Source organism: Pseudomonas flavocrustae (genome assembly GCF_029872515.1).
Classification (GTDB): domain Bacteria; phylum Pseudomonadota; class Gammaproteobacteria; order Pseudomonadales; family Pseudomonadaceae; genus Chryseomonas; species Chryseomonas aestiva.
Genome location: NZ_JAPDIQ010000001.1, coordinates 359,727 through 378,221, shown reverse-complemented (window position 1 = coordinate 378,221; position 18,495 = coordinate 359,727). Strand labels below are relative to the sequence as shown.

Sequence of the window (18,495 nt, the reverse complement as noted above, 5' to 3'; positions counted from 1 at the left end):
TTGACTGGGTAAGTCCATAAGGGGGGGATAACCACTGCCCCGGCGGGGCTGACGGCGGGGATGATACACCGGACCGCTGGCGGGTGCGAAGGCAAAAGGGTTTCAAAACAGCTATTTGCAAGGCTTCCGCAAGGCCCCGAGGGCACGCTTCCGACCCTCGCCGAACCTCCCCGCCTTCGCTAAGCTTGAGCCCCTACGTCAAGGAGGACGTCCCATGAAGAAGCTGCTCGTGCTCGGCCTGCTGCTGGGTTGCACCAGCGCCCAGGCGGCCACGGTGTATCGCTGCGAAGATGCCAGCGGCCACCTCACCTTTTCCGCCAGCGGTTGCGCCTCGGACAGCGACAGCCGTCTGCAGCGCGCGGACAATCCCCGTCCGGGCGGCGCCAAACCCACGCTGATGGCGAAACCCAAGGCCGCTCCCCGCAAGGAAGTCGCGCGCACACCCACGGTGGTGGCAGCCAAGACGGACGGCTGTGGCGATCTGCTCAGCGCCAGCGCAAGGCGCCAGGCGATCATCCGCGGACAGGTCAAGGTCGGCATGAGCCGGGCGGACGTGGAGAGCGCCCTGGGGCCACCGCAGCGGATTTCCCAGCTGGATGCCCTGACCCGTTATCACTACGAGGCGCGCCAGCGCAAGGACCGCACGCGGCTGGTGACCTTCGACGAACACGGCTGCGTGCGTCGCCGCTGACGCCCGCAACCAACGCCTGCTCCGTCAAAGTACGGCGCGGGGATAGGAACCGAGGACCTTGAGCGCCACGGCGCCGGTGGACAGACGCTCCAGGACATCGCGGATCAGCGGATCAGCCTGGTGGCCAAGGAAGTCGATGAAGAAGACATAGGTCCACTTGCCGCTGCGCGAAGGCCGCGTCTCGATCCGGCTGAGGTCGATGTTGTTGGTGTGGAACGGCAGCAGCAGCTCGTGCAAGGCGCCCGGCTTGTTCTGCATGGAAACGATGATGGAAGTCTTGTCGTCGCCACTGGGCGGCACGTCCTGGTTGCCGATGATGAGGAAGCGCGTGGAGTTGTCCGGGCGATCCTCGATCTTCTGCTGAACCGGAGTCAGGCCGTAGAGCGAGGCCGCCATGTCGCCGGCGATGGCCGCGCTGTTCCATTCCCCTTTCACCCGCCGCGCCGCTTCGGCGTTGCTGGCCACCGCCACCCGCTCGACGCTCGGGTAATAGGAGTCCAGCCACTTGCGGCATTGAGCCAGCGACTGGGCGTGGGAATAGATGCGGGTGATGCTGTCGGCCTTGGTGTTTTCGCCGATCAGCAGATGATGGTGGATACGCAGTTCCACCTCGCCGCAGATCGACAGGTTGTGCTCGAGAAAGCTGTCCAGGGTGTGGTTGACCGCACCCTCGGTGGAATTCTCCACCGGCACCACGCCGAACTGGGAGGCACCGGCGGCGACCTCGCGAAAGACTTCGTCGATGGCCGCCATGGGCCGGGTCACCACGGCCTTGCCGAAGTGCTTGAGCGCCGCGGCCTGGGAAAAGGTACCTTCCGGGCCGAGATAGGCCACGTGCAGCGGCTCTTCCAGGGCCAGGCAGCAGGACATGATCTCGCGGAACAGTCGCGCCATGTCTTCGTCACGGACCGGACCGCCGTTGCGCTCCATCACCCGCTTGAGGACCTGGGCTTCGCGCTCGGGCCGGTAGAACACGGGCTTTTCGCCTTCCGCCAGCGTTCCCATCTTGACCCGCGCCACGTCCTGGGCGCAGCGAGCGCGTTCGCTGATCAAGTCCTGGATGCGCTCGTCCAGACTGTCGATACGCAGGCGCAGCGCCTTGAGCTCGTGTTCCGACATGATCAGCCGTGCTCCTTCTCGAATTCGGCCAGATAATTCACCAGCACCTGGACGGCTTCCAGGGTGACGGCATTGTAGATGGAGGCGCGCATGCCGCCCACCGAACGATGCCCCTGCAGATACAGGAGGCCGCGCGCTTCGGCGCCCTGGAGGAACGCCTTGTCGAGGCGCTCGTCCGCCAGGCGGAAGGGTACGTTCATCCAGGAGCGGTCGTCCTGGGCGATGGGGTTGCTGTAGAAGTCGCTGGCATCGATGAAGCCGTACAGCAGCTCTTTCTTCTGGCGATTCAGGCGCTCCATGGCGGGCAGACCGCCCTGCTCCTTCAGCCACTTGAACACCAGCCCCGAGAGGTACCAGGAGAAGGTCGCCGGCGTGTTGTACATGGAGCCGTTGTCGGCCTCGACCTTGTAGTCCAGCAGCGTCGGGCAGGCGGCGCGGGCGCGACCCAGCAGGTCTTCGCGGACGATCACCACCACCAGGCCGCTGGGCCCGATGTTCTTCTGCGCACCGGCGTAGATCAGCCCGAAGCGCGAGACGTCCAGCGGACGCGAGAGGATGTCGGAAGAAGCATCCGCCACCAGGGGCACATCGCCCACGTCCGGAATCCAGTCGAACTCCAGGCCGCCGATGGTTTCGTTGGGGGTGTAGTGAACGTAGGCGGCATCCTTGGACAGCTGCCACTCGTGCTGCCCCGGGATGGCGAAGTAGTCGTAGCCCTTGGCGCTGGCGGCGACATTGACGGTGCCATAGTGCTGCGCCTGCTCGATGGCCTTGCGCGACCAGATGCCCGTGTCGATGTAGTCGGCCTTGCCGCCCTCGGGCATCAGGTTCATCGCCAGCTGGGCGAATTGCAGACTGGCGCCGCCCTGCAGGAACAGCACCTTGTAGTTGCCGGGGACACCCAGCAACTCGCGCAGATCGGCCTCGGCCTGGCTAGAGATGGCGGTGAAATCTTCACCGCGATGGCTCATCTCCATTACCGACAGGCCACGGCCCTGCCAATCCAGCAGATCGGCCTGGGCCTGGCGCAGCACAGCTTCAGGCAGGGCCGCCGGGCCGGCGCAGAAGTTGTAGGCACGCTTGCTCATCACTCGTCATCCTCGTCGGGAAGGTCATCGCTCGGTACATCGCTGGCACCGGGCAGCACATCGTCCTGGTCCGGCTCGTGGCTGTCGACCGGCAACTCCTTGTCGAGCACCTCGTCGTCCAGTTCGGCTTCGTGATCCAGCAGCTCTTCGTCCACCGAAGGCTCCTGCACCCGCTCCAGCCCCACCAGCTTCTCGCCCTTGCCGAGCTTGATCAGGGTAACGCCCTGGGTATTCCGGCTGGTCCGGGAAATGCCTTCCACCGGGGTCCGTACCAGGGTGCCCTGGTCGGAGATCAGCATGATCTCTTCGCCGTCCAGCACCTGGATGGCGCCGATCAGGGGACCGTTGCGCTCGTTGATGACCATGGCGATCACGCCCTGGCCACCGCGGCCGCGCTGCGGGTATTCGGCCATGGCGGTGCGCTTGCCGAAGCCGTTGAGGCTGGCGGTGAGGATCTCGGCGCCCGGCTCGGGGATCAGCATGGAAATCAGGCGCTGGCTTTCGGCCAGGCGCATGCCGCGCACGCCGCGGGCGGTACGGCCCATGGTGCGCACATGGCGCTCCTTGAAGCGGATGACCTTGCCACCGTCGGAGAACAGCATGACTTCGCGGGCACCGTCGGTGATGGCGGCGGCGATCAGGCTGTCGCCCTCCTCCAGCTTCAGCGCGATCAGGCCATTGCTGCGCGGACGGCTGAACTGCACCAGCGGGGTCTTCTTCACGGTGCCGTTGCGGGTGGCCATGAAGATGTAGGCGCCGGTGGGCTCGTCCTGGCCGGCATCGAGGAGCTCGCCCTCTTCGCCTTCACCTTCGCTCTCGACATCGTCTTCCACCAGCACGGCGTCTTCGATGTCCAGGTTGTCGTCCTGCTCGCCCAGGTCTTCTTCACCGATCGGCGCCTGCTGGCGCACGGCTTCCAGATCGACCGGCAGCATGGCGGTGATGCGCTCGCCTTCGGCCAGCGGCAGCAGGTTGACCAGCGGCCGGCCACGGGCGGCGCGGGAGGCTTCGGGTATCTCGTAGGTACGCTTCCAGTACACCTTGCCCAGACTGGAGAACAGCAGCAGGGTGGTATGGCTGTTGGCGACCAGCAGGTGCTCGATGTAGTCCTCTTCCTTGACCGCCGAGGCCGAACGGCCGCGACCGCCCCGGCGCTGGGCCTGGTAGGCGTGCAGCGGCTGGGACTTGGCGTAGCCGCCATGGGAGATGGTGACGACGCGGTCTTCCTCGGTGATGAGGTCGGCGATGGTCAGGTCCACCTGGGAGGCGATGATCTCGGTGCGACGCTTGTCGCCGAACTCGGCCTTGACCTTTTCCAGCTCCTCGCGGATGACTTCCATCAGCCGCTCGGGGTTGGTCAGGATGCGGATCAGCTCGCCGATCTGCAGCAGGATTTCCTGGTACTCGGCGATGAGCTTCTCGTGCTCCAGGCCGGTCAGGCGGTGCAGGCGCAGGTCGAGGATCGCCTGGGCCTGTTCCGGCGAGAGGTGGTACCTGCCTTCGTGCAGACCATACTGCTCCGGCAGTTCGTCCGGACGGCAGGAATCGGCGCCGGCGCGCTCGACCATCTCGCGTACCGCGCTGGATTCCCAGGGCGTGGCAATCAGGCGCTCCTTGGCTTCGGCCGGGGTCGGCGAGCTCTTGATCAACTCGATGACCGGATCGATGTTGGACAGGGCGACCGCCTGGCCTTCGAGGATGTGGCCACGCTCGCGCGCCTTGCGCAGTTCGTAGACGGTCCGCCGGGTCACCACTTCACGGCGGTGACGGATGAAGGCTTCCAGCAGTTCCTTGAGGTTCAGGGTCCGCGGCTGGCCGTCGAGCAGGGCCACCACGTTGATGCCGAACACCGTCTGCAGCTGGGTCTGAGCGTAGAGGTTGTTGAGCACCACCTCGGGGGTTTCGCCGCGACGCAGCTCGATGACCACGCGCATGCCGTCCTTGTCGGACTCGTCGCGCAGCTCGGTGATGCCTTCGATCTTCTTCTCTTTCACCAGCTCGGCGATCTTCTCGATCAGCCGTGCCTTGTTGAGCTGGTAGGGCAGCTCGGTGATGACGATCTGCTGGCGATTGGCGCTCTTATCGATGTCCTCGACCTCGGCGCGGGCCCGCACATAGATGCGCCCACGACCGGTGCGATAGGCCTCGATGATGCCGGCACGACCGTTGATGATGCCCGCGGTCGGGAAGTCCGGACCGGGGATGTACTGCATCAGGTCGTCGACGGTCAGCTCGCTGTTCTCGATCAGCGCCAGGCAGCCATCGATCACTTCGCCGAGGTTGTGCGGCGGGATGTTGGTGGCCATGCCGACCGCGATGCCGCTGGAACCATTGACCAGCAGGTTGGGGATGCGCGTGGGCATCACCGCCGGGATCTGCTCGGTGCCGTCGTAGTTGGGCACCCAGTCGACGGTTTCCTTGTCCAGGTCGGCCAGCAGTTCGTGGGCGAGCTTGGACATCCGCACTTCGGTGTAACGCATGGCCGCGGCGTTGTCGCCGTCCACCGAACCGAAGTTGCCCTGGCCGTCCACCAGCATGTAGCGCAGCGAGAAGGGCTGGGCCATCCGCACGATGGTGTCGTAGACGGCGGTGTCGCCGTGGGGGTGGTACTTACCGATGACGTCACCCACCACACGGGCGGATTTCTTGTACGGCTTGTTCCAGTCGTTGCCCAGCTCGCTCATGGCGTAGAGCACGCGCCGGTGCACCGGCTTGAGGCCGTCGCGCACATCCGGCAGGGCCCGGCCGACGATGACGCTCATCGCGTAGTCGAGATACGACTGCCGCAATTCGTCTTCGATATTGACCGGGAGGATTTCTTTGGCCAGTTCACCCATGAGAAGCCTGGTTCCTTCTGATCTGAAAAGCGCTAGGGCTCGTCCGCACGTCGGCCGAGCCTGATATAGGAGAGGCGAAAGCCCGTCTGGCGGTGCCTGCCACCGGCGGCGCAAGGGGCGCTCCAACCGGTTTTCGGTACTGCATCACCGCCTGCCGAGGGCTTTCGGACAAAGCCTGTGCAAAGAGCGAAATTCTAACACATTCAGGGATGTATCCGCCCCTGGCGATCACCTCAATGCAGGCGTCGACGATTCATCAGCTCGGCCATCTTCTTGGCGTCCGGACGCTCCACCACACCGCGCTCGGTGACGATGGCGTCGATGAGATCGGCCGGGGTGACGTCGAACACCGGATTGAAGGCCTCCACGCCGGCGGCGATGCGCTGCCCGCCCACTTCCAGCAACTCGTGACCGGCGCGTTCCTCGATGGGGATGTCGTCACCGGACGCGAGCTTCATGTCGATGGTGGAACTGGGCGCCACCACCATGAAGCGCACCCCGTGGTGCATGGCAATGACCGCCAGGTTGTAGGTGCCGATCTTGTTGGCCACGTCGCCATTGGCGGTGATGCGATCGGCGCCGACGATCACCCAGGCGACGTTGCGCGTCTTCATCAGGTGCGCCGCGGCGGCATCGGCGTTGAGGCTGACCGGGATGCCCTCCCCGGCCAGTTCCCAGGCGGTCAGGCGCGAGCCCTGCAGCCAGGGACGGGTCTCGTCGGCGTGGACGCATTCCACCAGACCATCCAGGTGCGCCGCGCGCAACACGCCCAGGGCAGTGCCGAAGCCGCCGGTGGCCAGGGCGCCGGTATTGCAGTGGGTCAGGAAGGTCTGCTTGCTGGCGTCGTGCTTGCGGATCAGCTCGACACCCAGCTGGGCCATGGTCAGGTTGGCTTCGCGATCGCTCAGGTGGATGGCTATCGCCTCGGCTTCCAGCGCCGCCAGGGCACCCTCCCCCGCGGTGCGCGCCAAGCGCTCGCGCATCCGGTTGAGCGCCCAGAACAGGTTGACCGCGGTGGGCCGCGAGGCCGCCAGCAGTTCGAAGTCGGCGTTGACGGTCGCTTGCCAGTCCTCGCCCGCCGCGGCGCGCTGGCGGGCACCCAGCACCACGCCATAGGCGGCGCTGATGCCGATGGCCGGCGCGCCTCGCACCAGCATGTCGCGGATGGCCTGGGCCACCTCGGCGGCGCCGTGACAGGCGACCCAGTGTTCGCGCAGCGGCAACAGGCGCTGGTCGAGCAGGTGCAGGGCACCGTCCCGCCACTCGATCGCCTTGATCTTTTCCGCCGCCAGCAGACGCTCTCGCATGATCTTTCCTCGACCTGAATCTGTAGCCCGCCAGTATACCGGCATCGGCGTGCGGATTTAGCGGTAGCGCCGCAAGGACCGCTATACTGCCGGCTCGCCCCTCTTGGAACCGCCGCAGATGCCCACCCCCGCGCCCCTGGACCTCTTGTTGCTCCCCAGCTGGATCGTGCCGGTGGAGCCGGCCGGGGTGGTCCTGCGCGATTACGCGCTGGGTGTGCGCGACGGCTGCATCGCCCTGCTCGCCCCGCGCAGCGAGGCCTTGCGCCATCCGGCCAAGGAGACCCTGGAGCTGCCGGGCAAGGTGCTGATCCCCGGACTGATCAATGCCCACGGCCACGCCGCCATGACGCTGTTTCGCGGCATGGCGGACGACCTGCCGCTGCAGACCTGGCTGCAGGATCACATCTGGCCCGCCGAAGGCCGCTGGGTCGACGAGGATTTCGTCCGTGACGGCACCACCCTGGCCATCGCCGAGCAGATCCGTGGCGGCATCACCTGCTTCTCGGACATGTACTTCTATCCCCAGGTGGCTTGCGAGGCGATCCATCGCACCGGCGTACGCGCCCAGGTCTGCCTGCCAATCCTCGATTTCCCGATTCCCGGCGCCCGTACCGCCGACGACATGATCCGCCGCGGCCTGGAACTGTTCGACGACATGAAGCTGCACGAGCGCATCAGCGTGGCCTTCGGCCCCCATGCGCCCTACACCGTGGCCGACGCCAAGCTCGAAGAGATCCTGGTGCTGGCCGAGCAGTTGCAGGCACCGATCCAGATGCACGTCCACGAGACGGCCTTCGAGGTGGAGCAGGCGCTGGAGCAGACCGGCGAACGGCCGCTCAGCCGGCTGCGCCGTCTGGGTCTGCTCGGCCCGCGTTTCCAGGCCGTGCATATGACCCAGGTGGACGACGAGGACCTGGAAAACCTGGTCGAAACCAACAGCCACGTCATCCACAGTCCCGAGTCCAACCTCAAGCTGGCCAGCGGCTTCTGCCCGGTGGAGCGCCTCTGGCAGGCCGGCGTCAATGTCGCCATCGGCACCGACGGCGCGGCCAGCAACAACGACCTCGATCTGCTCGGCGAGACCCGTACCGCGGCCCTGCTGGCCAAGGCCGTCGCCGGCTCGGCTACCGCCCTGGATGCCCATCGCGCGTTGCGCATGGCCACCCTGAACGGCGCCCGCGCCCTGGGCCTGGAGCGCTGCCTGGGCTCGCTGGAGATCGGCAAGGCGGCCGACCTGACCGCCGTCGACCTCAGCGGCCTCGCCCAGCAGCCGCTCTATGATCCCGTCTCGCAACTCATCTACGCCACCGGCCGCGATCGCGTCAGCGACGTCTGGGTCGGCGGCGTGCCGCTGCTGCGCCAGAGCGAACTCGTGCGCCTGGACGAGGCCGAACTCATAGCCAATGCGCAGCAGTGGGCCACCCGTATCCAGCAGGGCGCCTGACGCGCCCCGCTCCCTTGCCTCTGGAGAACACCATGTCCAATGTCGATAACGCCGAGATCGCCAAGTTCGAGGCCCTCGCCTACCGCTGGTGGGACCGCGAGAGCGAATTCAAGCCGCTGCACGACATCAACCCGCTGCGCGTCAACTGGATAGACCAGCACGCCGGCCTAGCCGGCAAGAAGGTGCTGGACGTCGGCTGCGGTGGCGGCATCCTCAGCGAAGCCATGGCCCAACGTGGTGCCCAGGTGACCGGCATCGACATGGCCGAGGCGCCCCTGGCGGTGGCCCGGCTGCACCAGCTGGAATCCGGCGTGCCGGTGGAATACATCCAGGAGACCACCGAGGACCACGCGCGCAAGCACGCCGGCACCTACGACGTGGTGACCTGTCTGGAGATGCTCGAACACGTGCCGGATCCCTCGTCGGTGATCAAGGCCTGCCACGACCTGGTCAAGCCGGGCGGTCAGGTGTTCTTTTCCACCATCAACCGCAATCCCAAGGCCTATCTGTTCGCCATCGTCGGCGCCGAATACGTGCTGCGCCTGCTGCCGCGCGGTACCCACGATTTTCGCAAGTTCATCCGCCCCTCGGAGTTGGGGGCCTGGGCGCGTGCGGCCGGCCTCAATCTGCGTGACGTCATCGGCCTCACCTACAACCCGCTGACCAAGAGATACAAGCTGGAAGGCGACGTGACGGTGAACTACATGGTGCGCACCCAGCGCGAGGACTAGGCCATGCGTCTGCAAGCGGTCCTTTTCGACATGGACGGCACCCTGCTGGACACGGCGCCGGATTTCATCGCCATCATCCAGGCCATGCGCCAGGACCAGGGCCTGGCAGCGGCCGACGAGGCCCGCCTGCGTGGCGTCATTTCCGGCGGTGCCAAGGCGATGATCCTGGCCGGCTTCGAGGTCGATCCGCTGGGCGCCGAACTCGAACCGCTGCGCCTGGAATTCCTCGAGCGCTACCAGACGCAGTGCGCGGTCCATACCCGGCTGTTCGACGGCATGCAGGAGATCCTGCGCGATCTCGACGCCGCCCGGCTGCGCTGGGGCGTGGTGACCAACAAGCCGGTGCGCTTCGCCGAGCCCATCATGCAGCGCCTGGGCCTGGCCGAGCGCTCGGCCTGCCTGGTCTGCCCGGACCACGTCACGCACAGCAAGCCGGACCCGGAGATGGTGGTGCTGGCCTGCCGGCAACTGGATGTCGATCCCCAGACCGCCCTGTTCATCGGCGACGACCTGCGCGACATCGAGTCGGGCCGCGCCGCCGGCAGCAAGACGGTGGCGGCGCGCTACGGCTACATCCATCCGGACGACCACCCCGAGCACTGGGGTGCCGACGCCATCATCGACCATCCGCTGGAATTGCGTGCGCTGCTCGATCGCGCACTGTGCGGCTGCTAGGGGTTCAGATGTTCGACTACCAGGCTCCGGCCGAGCTGCTCAAAGACCGTATCATCCTCGTCACCGGCGCCAGTCGCGGCATCGGCGCCGCCCTGGCCAAGGGCTGCGCCGCCCTGGGCGCGACCCTCATTCTCCAGGGCCGCGATGCCGCGGCGCTGGATCAGGTGTGCCAGGAGATCCAGGCCGGCGGCGGCCGGGCCGAGCCCCTGGTGCTGGATCTCGAACAGGCCGATGCGGCGGCCTATGCTGCCGTCGCTGAGCGCTTGCAGCGACGTCATGGTCGTCTGAATGGACTGGTGCACAACGCCGGCCTGCTGGGGCCGCGGGTACTGCTGGAGCAGACGCCCGCCACGGCCCTGGCGCAGGTGCTGCAGGTCAATGTCCAGGCCGGCTTCGCCCTGACCCAGACCCTGCTGCCCCTGCTCAAGGCGGCCGGTGAGGCCTCGGTGATCTTCACCTCCAGCAGTGTCGGTCGCAAGGGCCGGGCTGGCTGGGGCGCCTATTCGGTGTCCAAATTCGCCACCGAGGGCCTGATGCAGGTCTGGGCCGAGGAGCTTGGAGAAGCCGGTATCCGGGTCAACAGCGTCAACCCGGGCGGTACCCGTACCGCCATGCGCGCGGCGGCCTATCCCGAGGAGGACCCGGCCCGGGTGCCTGCGGCGGACGCCATCCTGCCGGTCTATCTCTATCTGCTTGGCCCGGCCAGCCAGGGCACTACCGGCCAGGCGCTCAACGCTCAGTAACAGCGCCGGTCAGACGTGGAAGCGCTGCACCAGGCGCGAGAGTTCGTCACCCAGCTCGGCCAGCTCGCGGCTGGCCGAGGCCGTCGCCGCCATCGCCTGACTGGATTGATCGGCGCCGTCGCGAATGCGCGTCACATTGACCGCGACCTCTTCGGCCACCCCACGCTGCTGGACCGCCGCCGCGGCGATCTGCTGATTCTTCTGCTGGATGCTGGCCACCGCCGTGGCGATACCGGCAAAGGCGCGCCGCGTGTCACCGGCACTGCCCAGGGTCCCGGCCAGCAGGGTCTCGCTCTGCTGCATCCGCGCGACCGCCTCGCCACTGCCCTTCTGCAGCACCACGATGAGTTGTTCGATCTCGACGCTCGACTGCTGGGTACGGCGCGCCAGGGCGCGGACCTCGTCGGCGACCACGGCGAAGCCGCGACCCTGTTCCCCGGCGCGCGCCGCCTCGATGGCCGCGTTGAGCGCCAGCAGATTGGTCTGCTCGGCCACCGCCTTGATCACGTCGAGCACGCTGCTGATCGCCTGGCTGTCGTGGGACACGCCCTGGAGCCGCTCGGCAGCGGCGCGAACGTCCACCCCCAGGGTCTCGATACCGGCCAGGCTGCGGCCGATCACCGCCTGGCCATCGCTGACCTGGCGTTCGGCCTGATCGCCGGCACCGGCAGCGGCCTCGGCGTCCGCGGCGACCCCCTGGGCCGTGGCGGCCAGTTCGGCCATGGCCGCGGCCACCTGATCGGTTTCCTCCCGCTGGCGGGTCACGCCCAGCTGCGCCTCGCGCGCCTGCTCGGCCAGGGCGGCCGCGGACTGGCCGAGTCGGCCGATACCGCTCTGCAACTGCAAGACCATGCCGCGCAGCGCCGCCACCATGCTGGCGCTGGATCTCTGCAACTGGCCGATCTCGTCGCCCCGATCAACCGTCAATTCGACATCCAGCTGGCCCTGAGCGATGCGTTCGGCAGCGGCGATCACCTTGCGCAGCGGCCGAACGATGGCCAGGGTGATGATCAGCGCGGCCAGGGCGCCGACGATCAACGCCAGCAGGGCCACGCCACCGATGGTCAGCAGGCGCTTGGTCATCATCGCCTGCAGTTCGACTTCCTGTTGGCCATAGAGGGCATCGACCCGCTGCACGGCGGTCTCGGCCAGGCTGGTCATGCGTGCGCCGGCGGCCTGCTCCTGAGCCAGGGCGGCGGCATAGTCGCCCAGGCGGCGGATGAATTCCTTGATATTGGTGGAGACGTCCTGGATGACCGAGGAATAGGTCGGATCGCTCAGTTGCGGCTCCACCTTGGCCAGCAATTCGAGGGCGGCGCTGGCCGAAGGCAGCGGCTGGTCGTCCACCGTGCTCTTGCTGGCCCGCGCCTGGGCTTCGTCGAGGCTCTTGAGCATCAGGCGATAGAGTTCGCCGACCTGCTGCGACAGGGTCAGGAGTTCGGCGCCCTGCTTGCCGCCGGAGTCCTTGAGGGCATAGGCGCCGTCATCCAGCAGGCCGGACTGGAGGATGTCCAGGCTGTTGGCCGCGCCTTCCACGAGGAAGGCCGCCCCCTCCATGGCCAGACGGCGTGAGGTGTTGAGGCGTTCATAGTCGGCGAAGGCGGCGCCGTAGGCCTGGGTGACCGCGCGGACGGCGTCGATATCGGCCGCGTTGGCACTGCCCACCTCGGCCGCGAGCTGCCCCAGGTGATCGAGTACCGCCGGCAGCGCCTGCCGCAGGTGCTCGGCCTGGGTGGCCTCGCCGCTGAGGCGAAAACCCTGCTCCAGGGCGCGGAGCTGCATCACCTGCCGGTTGACCGCGGCCATGTCGCGCAGGGAACCGAAGCGATGTTCCACGTCCTTGAGCGCGAGCCCGCCCTGCAAGGCCACCACCAGGGTCAGCAGCAGCACCAGGCCAAAGCCCACGGCCAGTTTGGTCGCGGTTCGCCAATTGGCCAGGCGATAGCGGGCAATCCCTTTCATACGGCACCCCAACGGAATGAGTTCTACCGACGCTGTCGTCCGCAGAAGCCTATTCTTGAGGGGTTGGGGGCTAACGGGCCGTTATCCGTCGCACGCGGTTATGCCGACGTCGCTTTGAATGGTGGCCGTTTGCCATCCGTACGACCACTCAACGACCGGCGCGGGACTCGCGAATATAGAAGCTCGCCTTTTCCGCATTCTTCACACAGCCGGTGTAGGCCTCGACCTGCTGTTGCGTCTTGGCGGTGGACAGCAGCGCCAGCGCCTTGGAATAGCTCACCGTACCGGAAAAGCCTTCGGCCTTGGCCAGGTCGAGCTCCTGCCAGGCGGAACGGGTCTGGGCGGCGCAGCTATCGCGATTGACCACCTTGCCCGAGCACCCTGCGAGTACCACGGCAGCCAGGGTGGCGGCCAGAACAGGAACCAGTTTCGCGTTCATCTCTTTGTCTCCTTGCGACCTGCAGCCGGCCGGAACGGCCGGATAACCGCAGCGTAGACCGCCAAGCGCGGAGGCTGTTCAGCGTCGGTCGCGCAGAAATTCGACCACGGCGGCCTGATCGCCGCTGAAGATCACCCGGGAGGCCTTGCTCTCGCGCTGATAGGCGTACATGGGATCGTAGTATTCCACCAGCAGTCCCTCGATCCAGCCACGATGGACCGCGACGTCGCCCGAGCGCGCCTGCTCCGCCAGGGCCTCTTCAAGAATGGCCGAGAGGCGCTGGAAGCGTTCCCCGCCCAGACGCTTGGCGATACCGGAAAGACTCTTGCGCAACTGCTCGGCGAACAGCGCGAAGCCCTGCTCGGGGCCGTGCAGGCCGATGAATTCCGCTGCCAGGTCGATGACATAGTCGCGCAGGATGCGCTCGATGCGGTTTTCCCGGCTGTCCTCCAGCCAGACCAAGGGGTACTGCTGCATGCCCTGGTGCAATTCCAGCGGCAGGGAGCAGCGACCGACCAGGCGCGACTCGTCTTCCAGCACGAATTGCGCCTGCCCTGCATGGCGACGCCGCAGCAGGTCGATGGCCAGGCTGTTCTCGAAATCGATCTGCCCCGGCTGCGGCGTAGCGCGCTTGCCGAAACTGGAGCCCCGGTGGTTGGCATGCCCCTCCAGATCGACGGCATTAGCGAGCTGGGCCACCACTTCGGTCTTGCCGGTGCCGGTCATGCCGCCCACCACCACGAAGCCGCACTCGGCGAGCGCCTGCTGCAGCGTGTCGATGAGGAAGGTGCGCATGGCCTTGTAGCCCCCTACCACCCGCGGATAGGCGATACCGGCTTCGCTGCGCAGCCATTCCTGGCTGATCTGCGAGCGCAAGCCGCCACGGAAGCAATAGAGATAGCCCTCGGGATGCGCCTGGGCGAAGTCGGCCCAGGCCTGGATGCGCGCCTCCTTCACTGTCCCGGACACCAGCTGATGACCCAGTTGCAACGCCGCCTGCTGACCCTGCTGCTTGTAGCGGGTACCGACGCGCTGGCGTTCCAGGTCATTCATCAGCGGCAGATTGGTCGCCTGGGGAAAGGCGCCCTTGCCGAACTCCACGGGGGCGCGGACATCGACCAGGGGAATATCGCTCAGGAACAGCGCCTGCAGGTCGCGGGCATCCTCACGCTGGCTCATCAGGCCACCTCGACCGTATGGGCGCGCCGGTCCACCAGTTGCCCTATGGGTTGCAGGGCCAGGCCCAGTTCCGCAGCGACGGCGAGAAATTCCGCCTCGCCCTCGGGCGCCACGGCCACCAGCAGGCCGCCGCTGGTCTGGGGATCGCACAGCAGTTGGCGGCGGTCTTCGGCCAGCGGGGCGATACGGCTGCCGTAGCTGTCGAAATTGCGCTCGGTACCGCCGGGCACGCAGCCCTGCTGGAGGTAGAACTCCACCCCTTCGAGGCGGGGGATGGCAGCGAAGTCGAGTTCGGCGGTGAGGCCACTGCCGTCGGCCATCTCCACCAGGTGGCCGAGCAGGCCGAAGCCGGTGACGTCGGTCATCGCCGTGACCCCGGCCAGGCGGCCGAAGCGACTGCCCGGACGATTGAGCTGGCACATGGTGTCGCGCGCCAGATGGCGATCCTCGGGCCGCAGCAGGGCGCGTTTCTCGGCGGTGGTGAGGATGCCGATGCCCAGCGGCTTGGTCAGATAGAGGCGGCTGCCCAGGGTCGCGGTGTCGTTACGCTTGAGATGGCGCTTTTCCACGATCCCAGTGACGGCCAGGCCGAAGATCGGCTCGGGGGCGTCGATGGAATGACCGCCAGCCAGGGGAATGCCGGCCTCGTCGCAGACCCGCCGACCACCGGCGATGACCTCGCGCGCCACTTCCGGCGGCAGCACGTTGACCGGCCAGCCGAGGATGGCGATGGCCAGCAGCGGATCGCCCCCCATGGCGTAGATGTCGCTGATGGCATTGGTGGCGGCGATGCGGCCGAAATCGAAGGGGTCATCGACGATGGGCATGAAGAAATCGGTGGTGGAGACCACCCCGCGCTCGTCGTCCAGGCCATAGACCGCCGCGTCGTCGCGCGAGGCATTGCCCACCCACAGCCGTGGATCCAGGTGCTGGGCGCCGCTGCCGGCCAGGATGGTCTCCAGGGTCTTGGGGGCGATCTTGCAGCCGCAACCGGCACCGTGGCTGTATTGGGTGAGGCGAATGGGATCGGTCATCGTTACTCCGGTTCAGCGGTGGCGCTGGTTCGACAGGCAGCGCTAAGGGGCGTAATAGTAGCAAATGCCCGTCTGCTGGCGGGCACCGGCCGCGCTTAACAGATCGCCCGCCAAAGCAAAAGGGCTGTTTTCCGAGGGTAATCCACAGTTGCTGTGGATAACCTCGTGGAAAACCTCCAGCTGACCCCGGACAAGCGAGCGGCGGTGCGGCGATTGACGAACTGGCGATTTTTTAGCCGGTCCGCCAACTATTTTTTCCCGCTGCAGGGTAGCGAATGGAAGCGCCGTGCGTTATGGCCAGGGTGCGCTAGCATTGGCGGTTTCCCCGGTCATAGCAGTGCTCATGTCTTCCTCAGCGACTTCCCATCTCACGTCCTGGCAACGCGGCCTGCTGCTCGCCAGCCTCATGCTCATCGCCCTCAACCTGCGCCCGGCCCTCTCCAGCCTGGCGCCCCTGCTGCGGCAGATCGAGGCCAGCACGGGCCTGTCCAGCAGTGCCATCGGCCTGCTCACCACCTTGCCGGTGCTCTGCCTGGGGCTGTTCGCGCCCCTGGCTCCGCGCCTGGCGCGCCGCTGGGGCAGCGAACGCACCCTGGGCGCCATCCTGGCGCTGCTCGCCTGTGGCATCGTCCTGCGCAGCCTGCTGCCGCCCCTTGGGCTGTTTCTCGGCAGCCTGATCGCCGGCGCCTGCATCGGCATCCTTGGCGTACTGCTGCCGGCCCTGGTCAAGCGCGACTTTCCCGCCCAGGCCGGCCAGTTGATGGGGCTCTACACCATGATGCTGTGCATTGGCGCCGCCGTGGCCGCCGGGGCCACCGCGCCCCTTGCCGAAGCCTTCGACGGCCACTGGCAGCCCGCCCTCGCCTCCTGGGCCCTGGTCGCCGTGATCGCGCTGCTGGTGTGGCTGCCACAACTGCGCCAGGCGCCCATGACCGCGCCAACGCGGGGTGCTGGCGGCTCGCTGTGGCGCAATCGGCTGGCCTGGCAGATCACCCTCTACATGGGCTTGCAGTCGTCGCTGGCCTATATCGTCTTCGGCTGGCTGCCGACCCTGCTGATGGATCGCGGCCTGGGCATGGTGCAGGCCGGCCTGATGCTGTCGGGCTCGGTGATGACCCAGCTGGTCAGCGCCCTCACCGCCCCCTGGCTGGCGACCCGCGGCCAGGACCAGCGCCTGGCCATCGTCGTGGTGATGAGTCTGACCCTCGCCGGCTTGCTCGGCTGCCTGTACGCCCCCGTCGGCAGTCTCTGGCTGTGGGCGGTGATCCTCGGCCTGGGCCAGGGCGGCACCTTCAGCCTGGCCCTCGCCCTGCTGGTGCTGCGCTCGCGGGATGCGGAAACCGCCGGGCGGCTGTCGGGCATGGCTCAGGGCGCGGGCTACAGCCTGGCCTCGCTCGGTCCACTGCTGGTGGGCATCATCCACGACGCCACCCACGGCTGGGCGCCCATGGGCGTGCTCTTCACCCTGATCGCCGTGCTGGCCACGCTGTTCGGCCTGGGCGCCGGGCGGACCCGCTACGTCAACGACGTCTAGCGGCGATAGAGCCCGGCGGCCCGACCGGCTTCGGTCTGCAGCCGCGGCGCGCGGATTCCCGCCTCGCGCAGGGCGCTCTGCCAGGCTGTGGCCTGGTCGCCGCCGAGGGTCACCGCCACATCGCCATTGAGCGCCAGGGCCGCCGCGAGGCGGGCGATCCAGGGTTGCTCTGGCGCCCGCTCCAGGGCGGACAAGAGCAGCTGGCCGTCGCGCTGCAATTCCTTGAGCAGGGTGGCGGCGCTCGGCAACAGTTCAGGCAGGGGCTGGTCGGCCTGCAGCCGTTCGGCATGCAGGTAGCCGCGACGATTGCCTCGGGTGATGCCATAGAGGGTCAGCACCGTCTGCGGCTCCGCCAGTTGCAGCACCAGCAGCCCCTGCTGATCATCCGGCCCATAGAGCATGGCCTCGCCCAACAGGCTGTTGGCGATGACACTGCTGGCGCCGCAATCACGCCCTTCGCACCAGTAGAGCAGCGTCGCGCCCTGCTGCTGCAGGCGCTGCCGTTCGCTGTCCAACCGTGCCAGCGGCGGATGACCGCTGGCCAGTTCGAAAGTCTGGGTCAGCAACTGGCCTTCCAGCTGCAGCGAGTCCTCCAGGCGCAGACGACCGCCAATGCGACTGACCGGTCCCAGTGGATAGAGGCGTTCGGCGCTGGCCGGTCCGCTTTCGCGCACGAGCTGGGCATGATCCATGGGCGCGATCTCCGGCAATACCTCCGCCTGCGCCATCCCGGTGGACAACAGCAGGCCGATCAGCAGAGAGCGTCGAACGGAGGAAAAGCGCGGGTAAAACGGACGGCTAGGCATGCCGCATTATTCGTCGCGCCCGGTGCCGGCGGCAAAGAAGGCATTGAAACAATCTGCGACGGCCTGGGCGCCCGCGGCATCGTCCAGATGCAGATGGTGCCCGCCCGGCAGTTCATGGAGACGGACATTCGGCTGCTGCCGCGCCAGGCGCATGGCCTCGGCATGGGGCGCCACCAGGCCGCCCGCGGCCACCACCAGCGCCGTCGGGCAGCGGACGGCGCCCAGGCAGGCGGCGGCCTGTTCCGGCGTGAAGCGGATACGGCTGGGCAGGCGCAAGCGCGGATCGGAGCGCCAGGTGTAGCCGCCGGGCACCGCCATCAGGCCGCGCTCGGCAAGCAACTCGGCGGCATCGCGACTGACCGTCAGGGCGCCCTTCAACCGCGCCGCCACGGCGTCTTCCACCGTGGCGTAGACCGGCTTGCGCCGATTGGGCACTTCCAGTTCGGCGAGCAGGGCCCTGCCCAGCTTCTCGGCGACCTCCTCCGCCGGCGTGGTGTAGGGCAGCAGGCCATCGATCAGCGCCAGGCGCTCGATATGCTCCGGCAGGGCGGCGGCGGCGATGACGCCAACGATGGCCCCCATGGAATGCCCGAGCAGGCCGAAGCGGTCCCAGCCCAGTTGCCGGGCGGCGGCGAGCACATCCAGCCCATAGTCCTGAATGGCATAGCCGACGCCCGCGGGGCGATGTGCCGACAGGCCATGTCCGGGCAGGTCCAGCGCGACGATGCGCAGACCGTGCAGCCGCGGGGCGAGCTGGGCGAAGGTCATGGCATTGTCGAGCCAGCCATGCAGCGCCAGCACCGGATAGCCGTTTTCCGGACCGAACACCCGGGCGCTCAGCTCGATATGGGGCAGCTCCAGGCGCAACTCCTGCACCTGGGCGGTCATGCGCTGGCCTCCCCTGCC

Annotated in this window: 16 protein-coding genes and 1 pseudogene; 6 read left to right on the top strand and 11 right to left on the bottom strand. The window is 67.3% G+C overall.

The features are described 5' to 3' along the window. Positions 1 to 214: 214 nt before the first annotated feature. A complete protein-coding gene (locus tag OMP44_RS01770; protein WP_187979939.1) occupies positions 215 to 691 on the top strand; it encodes a DUF4124 domain-containing protein in 477 nt (158 codons plus the stop codon). 24 nt (positions 692 to 715) lie between these two features. Here OMP44_RS01770 and pheA read toward each other — a convergent pair whose 3' ends face one another. The 4 genes from pheA to mtnA all read right to left on the bottom strand — a co-directional run bounded on the left by pheA (position 716) and on the right by mtnA (position 7,042). Next, positions 716 to 1,810 (bottom strand): prephenate dehydratase, encoded by a 1,095-nt coding sequence (gene pheA, locus OMP44_RS01765; protein WP_158892948.1) that lies wholly within the window; start codon positions 1,808 to 1,810, stop codon positions 716 to 718. Between the two features lie 2 nt (positions 1,811 to 1,812). Further along, positions 1,813 to 2,898 carry a 3-phosphoserine/phosphohydroxythreonine transaminase gene (gene serC / locus OMP44_RS01760; protein WP_280306142.1) on the bottom strand — a complete coding sequence of 362 codons (1,086 nt, stop codon included), beginning with the start codon at positions 2,896 to 2,898 and terminating at the stop codon, positions 1,813 to 1,815. Then, positions 2,898 to 5,735 (bottom strand): DNA gyrase subunit A, encoded by a 2,838-nt coding sequence (gene gyrA, locus OMP44_RS01755; RefSeq protein WP_280306140.1) that lies wholly within the window; start codon positions 5,733 to 5,735, stop codon positions 2,898 to 2,900. Before gyrA ends, serC begins: the two co-directional genes overlap by 1 nt. Positions 5,736 to 5,968: 233 nt before the next feature. Continuing rightward, positions 5,969 to 7,042 (bottom strand): S-methyl-5-thioribose-1-phosphate isomerase, encoded by a 1,074-nt coding sequence (gene mtnA, locus OMP44_RS01750; protein WP_158891754.1) that lies wholly within the window; start codon positions 7,040 to 7,042, stop codon positions 5,969 to 5,971. Positions 7,043 to 7,160: 118 nt separating this feature from the next. Between mtnA and OMP44_RS01745 the strand changes: the two genes are divergently transcribed. The 4 genes from OMP44_RS01745 to OMP44_RS01730 are packed head-to-tail and all read left to right on the top strand — an operon-like array spanning position 7,161 to position 10,635. Next, on the top strand, positions 7,161 to 8,486 hold the full coding sequence (locus OMP44_RS01745; protein ID WP_133862477.1) for a TRZ/ATZ family hydrolase: 1,326 nt from the start codon (positions 7,161 to 7,163) through the stop codon (positions 8,484 to 8,486). Positions 8,487 to 8,518: 32 nt separating this feature from the next. After that, positions 8,519 to 9,217, top strand: a complete 699-nt coding sequence (ubiG, locus tag OMP44_RS01740; protein ID WP_007160470.1) for a bifunctional 2-polyprenyl-6-hydroxyphenol methylase/3-demethylubiquinol 3-O-methyltransferase UbiG — start codon at positions 8,519 to 8,521, stop codon at positions 9,215 to 9,217. Between the two features lie 3 nt (positions 9,218 to 9,220). Next, entirely contained in the window at positions 9,221 to 9,892 is a 672-nt protein-coding gene (gene mupP / locus OMP44_RS01735; protein ID WP_187979943.1) for an N-acetylmuramic acid 6-phosphate phosphatase MupP, read from the top strand. Positions 9,893 to 9,900: 8 nt separating this feature from the next. Further along, positions 9,901 to 10,635: a YciK family oxidoreductase gene (locus tag OMP44_RS01730; RefSeq protein ID WP_187979944.1), complete on the top strand. Its 735-nt coding sequence runs from the start codon at positions 9,901 to 9,903 to the stop codon at positions 10,633 to 10,635. Positions 10,636 to 10,644: 9 nt separating this feature from the next. Here the strand turns inward: OMP44_RS01730 and OMP44_RS24830 are convergent, their stop codons facing one another. The 5 genes and pseudogenes from OMP44_RS24830 to selD all read right to left on the bottom strand — a co-directional run bounded on the left by OMP44_RS24830 (position 10,645) and on the right by selD (position 15,249). After that, positions 10,645 to 11,487 carry a methyl-accepting chemotaxis protein gene (locus OMP44_RS24830; RefSeq protein ID WP_372240053.1) on the bottom strand — a complete coding sequence of 281 codons (843 nt, stop codon included), beginning with the start codon at positions 11,485 to 11,487 and terminating at the stop codon, positions 10,645 to 10,647. A 42-nt stretch (positions 11,488 to 11,529) separates the two neighbouring features. After that, positions 11,530 to 11,718, bottom strand: a pseudogene (locus OMP44_RS24825) (HAMP domain-containing protein); the annotation flags it as partial. A gap of 1,027 nt (positions 11,719 to 12,745) precedes the next feature. Further along, the gene (locus OMP44_RS01720) at positions 12,746 to 13,036 is read right to left on the bottom strand and encodes a hypothetical protein (protein ID WP_273861427.1); all 291 of its coding nucleotides are present in this window, start codon (positions 13,034 to 13,036) and stop codon (positions 12,746 to 12,748) included. A 78-nt stretch (positions 13,037 to 13,114) separates the two neighbouring features. Next, positions 13,115 to 14,215, bottom strand: a complete 1,101-nt coding sequence (gene mnmH / locus OMP44_RS01715) for a tRNA 2-selenouridine(34) synthase MnmH (RefSeq protein WP_273861426.1) — start codon at positions 14,213 to 14,215, stop codon at positions 13,115 to 13,117. Beyond that, entirely contained in the window at positions 14,215 to 15,249 is a 1,035-nt protein-coding gene (selD, locus tag OMP44_RS01710) for a selenide, water dikinase SelD (protein WP_273861425.1), read from the bottom strand. Before selD ends, mnmH begins: the two co-directional genes overlap by 1 nt. Before the next feature lie 343 nt (positions 15,250 to 15,592). Here selD and OMP44_RS01705 point away from each other — a divergent pair, with 343 nt between their 5' ends. Then, positions 15,593 to 16,783: a CynX/NimT family MFS transporter gene (locus tag OMP44_RS01705; protein WP_273861424.1), complete on the top strand. Its 1,191-nt coding sequence runs from the start codon at positions 15,593 to 15,595 to the stop codon at positions 16,781 to 16,783. Here OMP44_RS01705 and OMP44_RS01700 read toward each other — a convergent pair. After that, positions 16,780 to 17,589, bottom strand: a complete 810-nt coding sequence (locus tag OMP44_RS01700; RefSeq protein WP_280306132.1) for a DUF4892 domain-containing protein — start codon at positions 17,587 to 17,589, stop codon at positions 16,780 to 16,782. The two genes, OMP44_RS01705 and OMP44_RS01700, sit on opposite strands and share 4 nt — an antisense overlap. A 6-nt stretch (positions 17,590 to 17,595) precedes the next feature. Beyond that, a complete protein-coding gene (locus OMP44_RS01695) occupies positions 17,596 to 18,477 on the bottom strand; it encodes an alpha/beta fold hydrolase (protein ID WP_280306130.1) in 882 nt (293 codons plus the stop codon). Positions 18,478 to 18,495 lie beyond the last annotated feature (18 nt).

Coding starts and splice junctions, on each gene's coding strand:
- OMP44_RS01700 (WP_280306132.1), bottom strand. CDS start 17,589: ATGCCTAGCCGTCCGTTTTACCCGCGCTTTTCCTCCGTTCGACGCTCT.
- selD (WP_273861425.1), bottom strand. CDS start 15,249: ATGACCGATCCCATTCGCCTCACCCAATACAGCCACGGTGCCGGTTGC.
- ubiG (WP_007160470.1), top strand. CDS start 8,519: ATGTCCAATGTCGATAACGCCGAGATCGCCAAGTTCGAGGCCCTCGCC.
- OMP44_RS01730 (WP_187979944.1), top strand. CDS start 9,901: ATGTTCGACTACCAGGCTCCGGCCGAGCTGCTCAAAGACCGTATCATC.
- OMP44_RS24830 (WP_372240053.1), bottom strand. CDS start 11,487: ATGGTCTTGCAGTTGCAGAGCGGTATCGGCCGACTCGGCCAGTCCGCG.
- mnmH (WP_273861426.1), bottom strand. CDS start 14,215: ATGAGCCAGCGTGAGGATGCCCGCGACCTGCAGGCGCTGTTCCTGAGC.
- serC (WP_280306142.1), bottom strand. CDS start 2,898: ATGAGCAAGCGTGCCTACAACTTCTGCGCCGGCCCGGCGGCCCTGCCT.
- mupP (WP_187979943.1), top strand. CDS start 9,221: ATGCGTCTGCAAGCGGTCCTTTTCGACATGGACGGCACCCTGCTGGAC.
- OMP44_RS01705 (WP_273861424.1), top strand. CDS start 15,593: ATGTCTTCCTCAGCGACTTCCCATCTCACGTCCTGGCAACGCGGCCTG.
- OMP44_RS01770 (WP_187979939.1), top strand. CDS start 215: ATGAAGAAGCTGCTCGTGCTCGGCCTGCTGCTGGGTTGCACCAGCGCC.
- OMP44_RS01745 (WP_133862477.1), top strand. CDS start 7,161: ATGCCCACCCCCGCGCCCCTGGACCTCTTGTTGCTCCCCAGCTGGATC.
- pheA (WP_158892948.1), bottom strand. CDS start 1,810: ATGTCGGAACACGAGCTCAAGGCGCTGCGCCTGCGTATCGACAGTCTG.
- OMP44_RS01720 (WP_273861427.1), bottom strand. CDS start 13,036: ATGAACGCGAAACTGGTTCCTGTTCTGGCCGCCACCCTGGCTGCCGTG.
- mtnA (WP_158891754.1), bottom strand. CDS start 7,042: ATGCGAGAGCGTCTGCTGGCGGCGGAAAAGATCAAGGCGATCGAGTGG.
- OMP44_RS01695 (WP_280306130.1), bottom strand. CDS start 18,477: ATGACCGCCCAGGTGCAGGAGTTGCGCCTGGAGCTGCCCCATATCGAG.
- gyrA (WP_280306140.1), bottom strand. CDS start 5,735: ATGGGTGAACTGGCCAAAGAAATCCTCCCGGTCAATATCGAAGACGAA.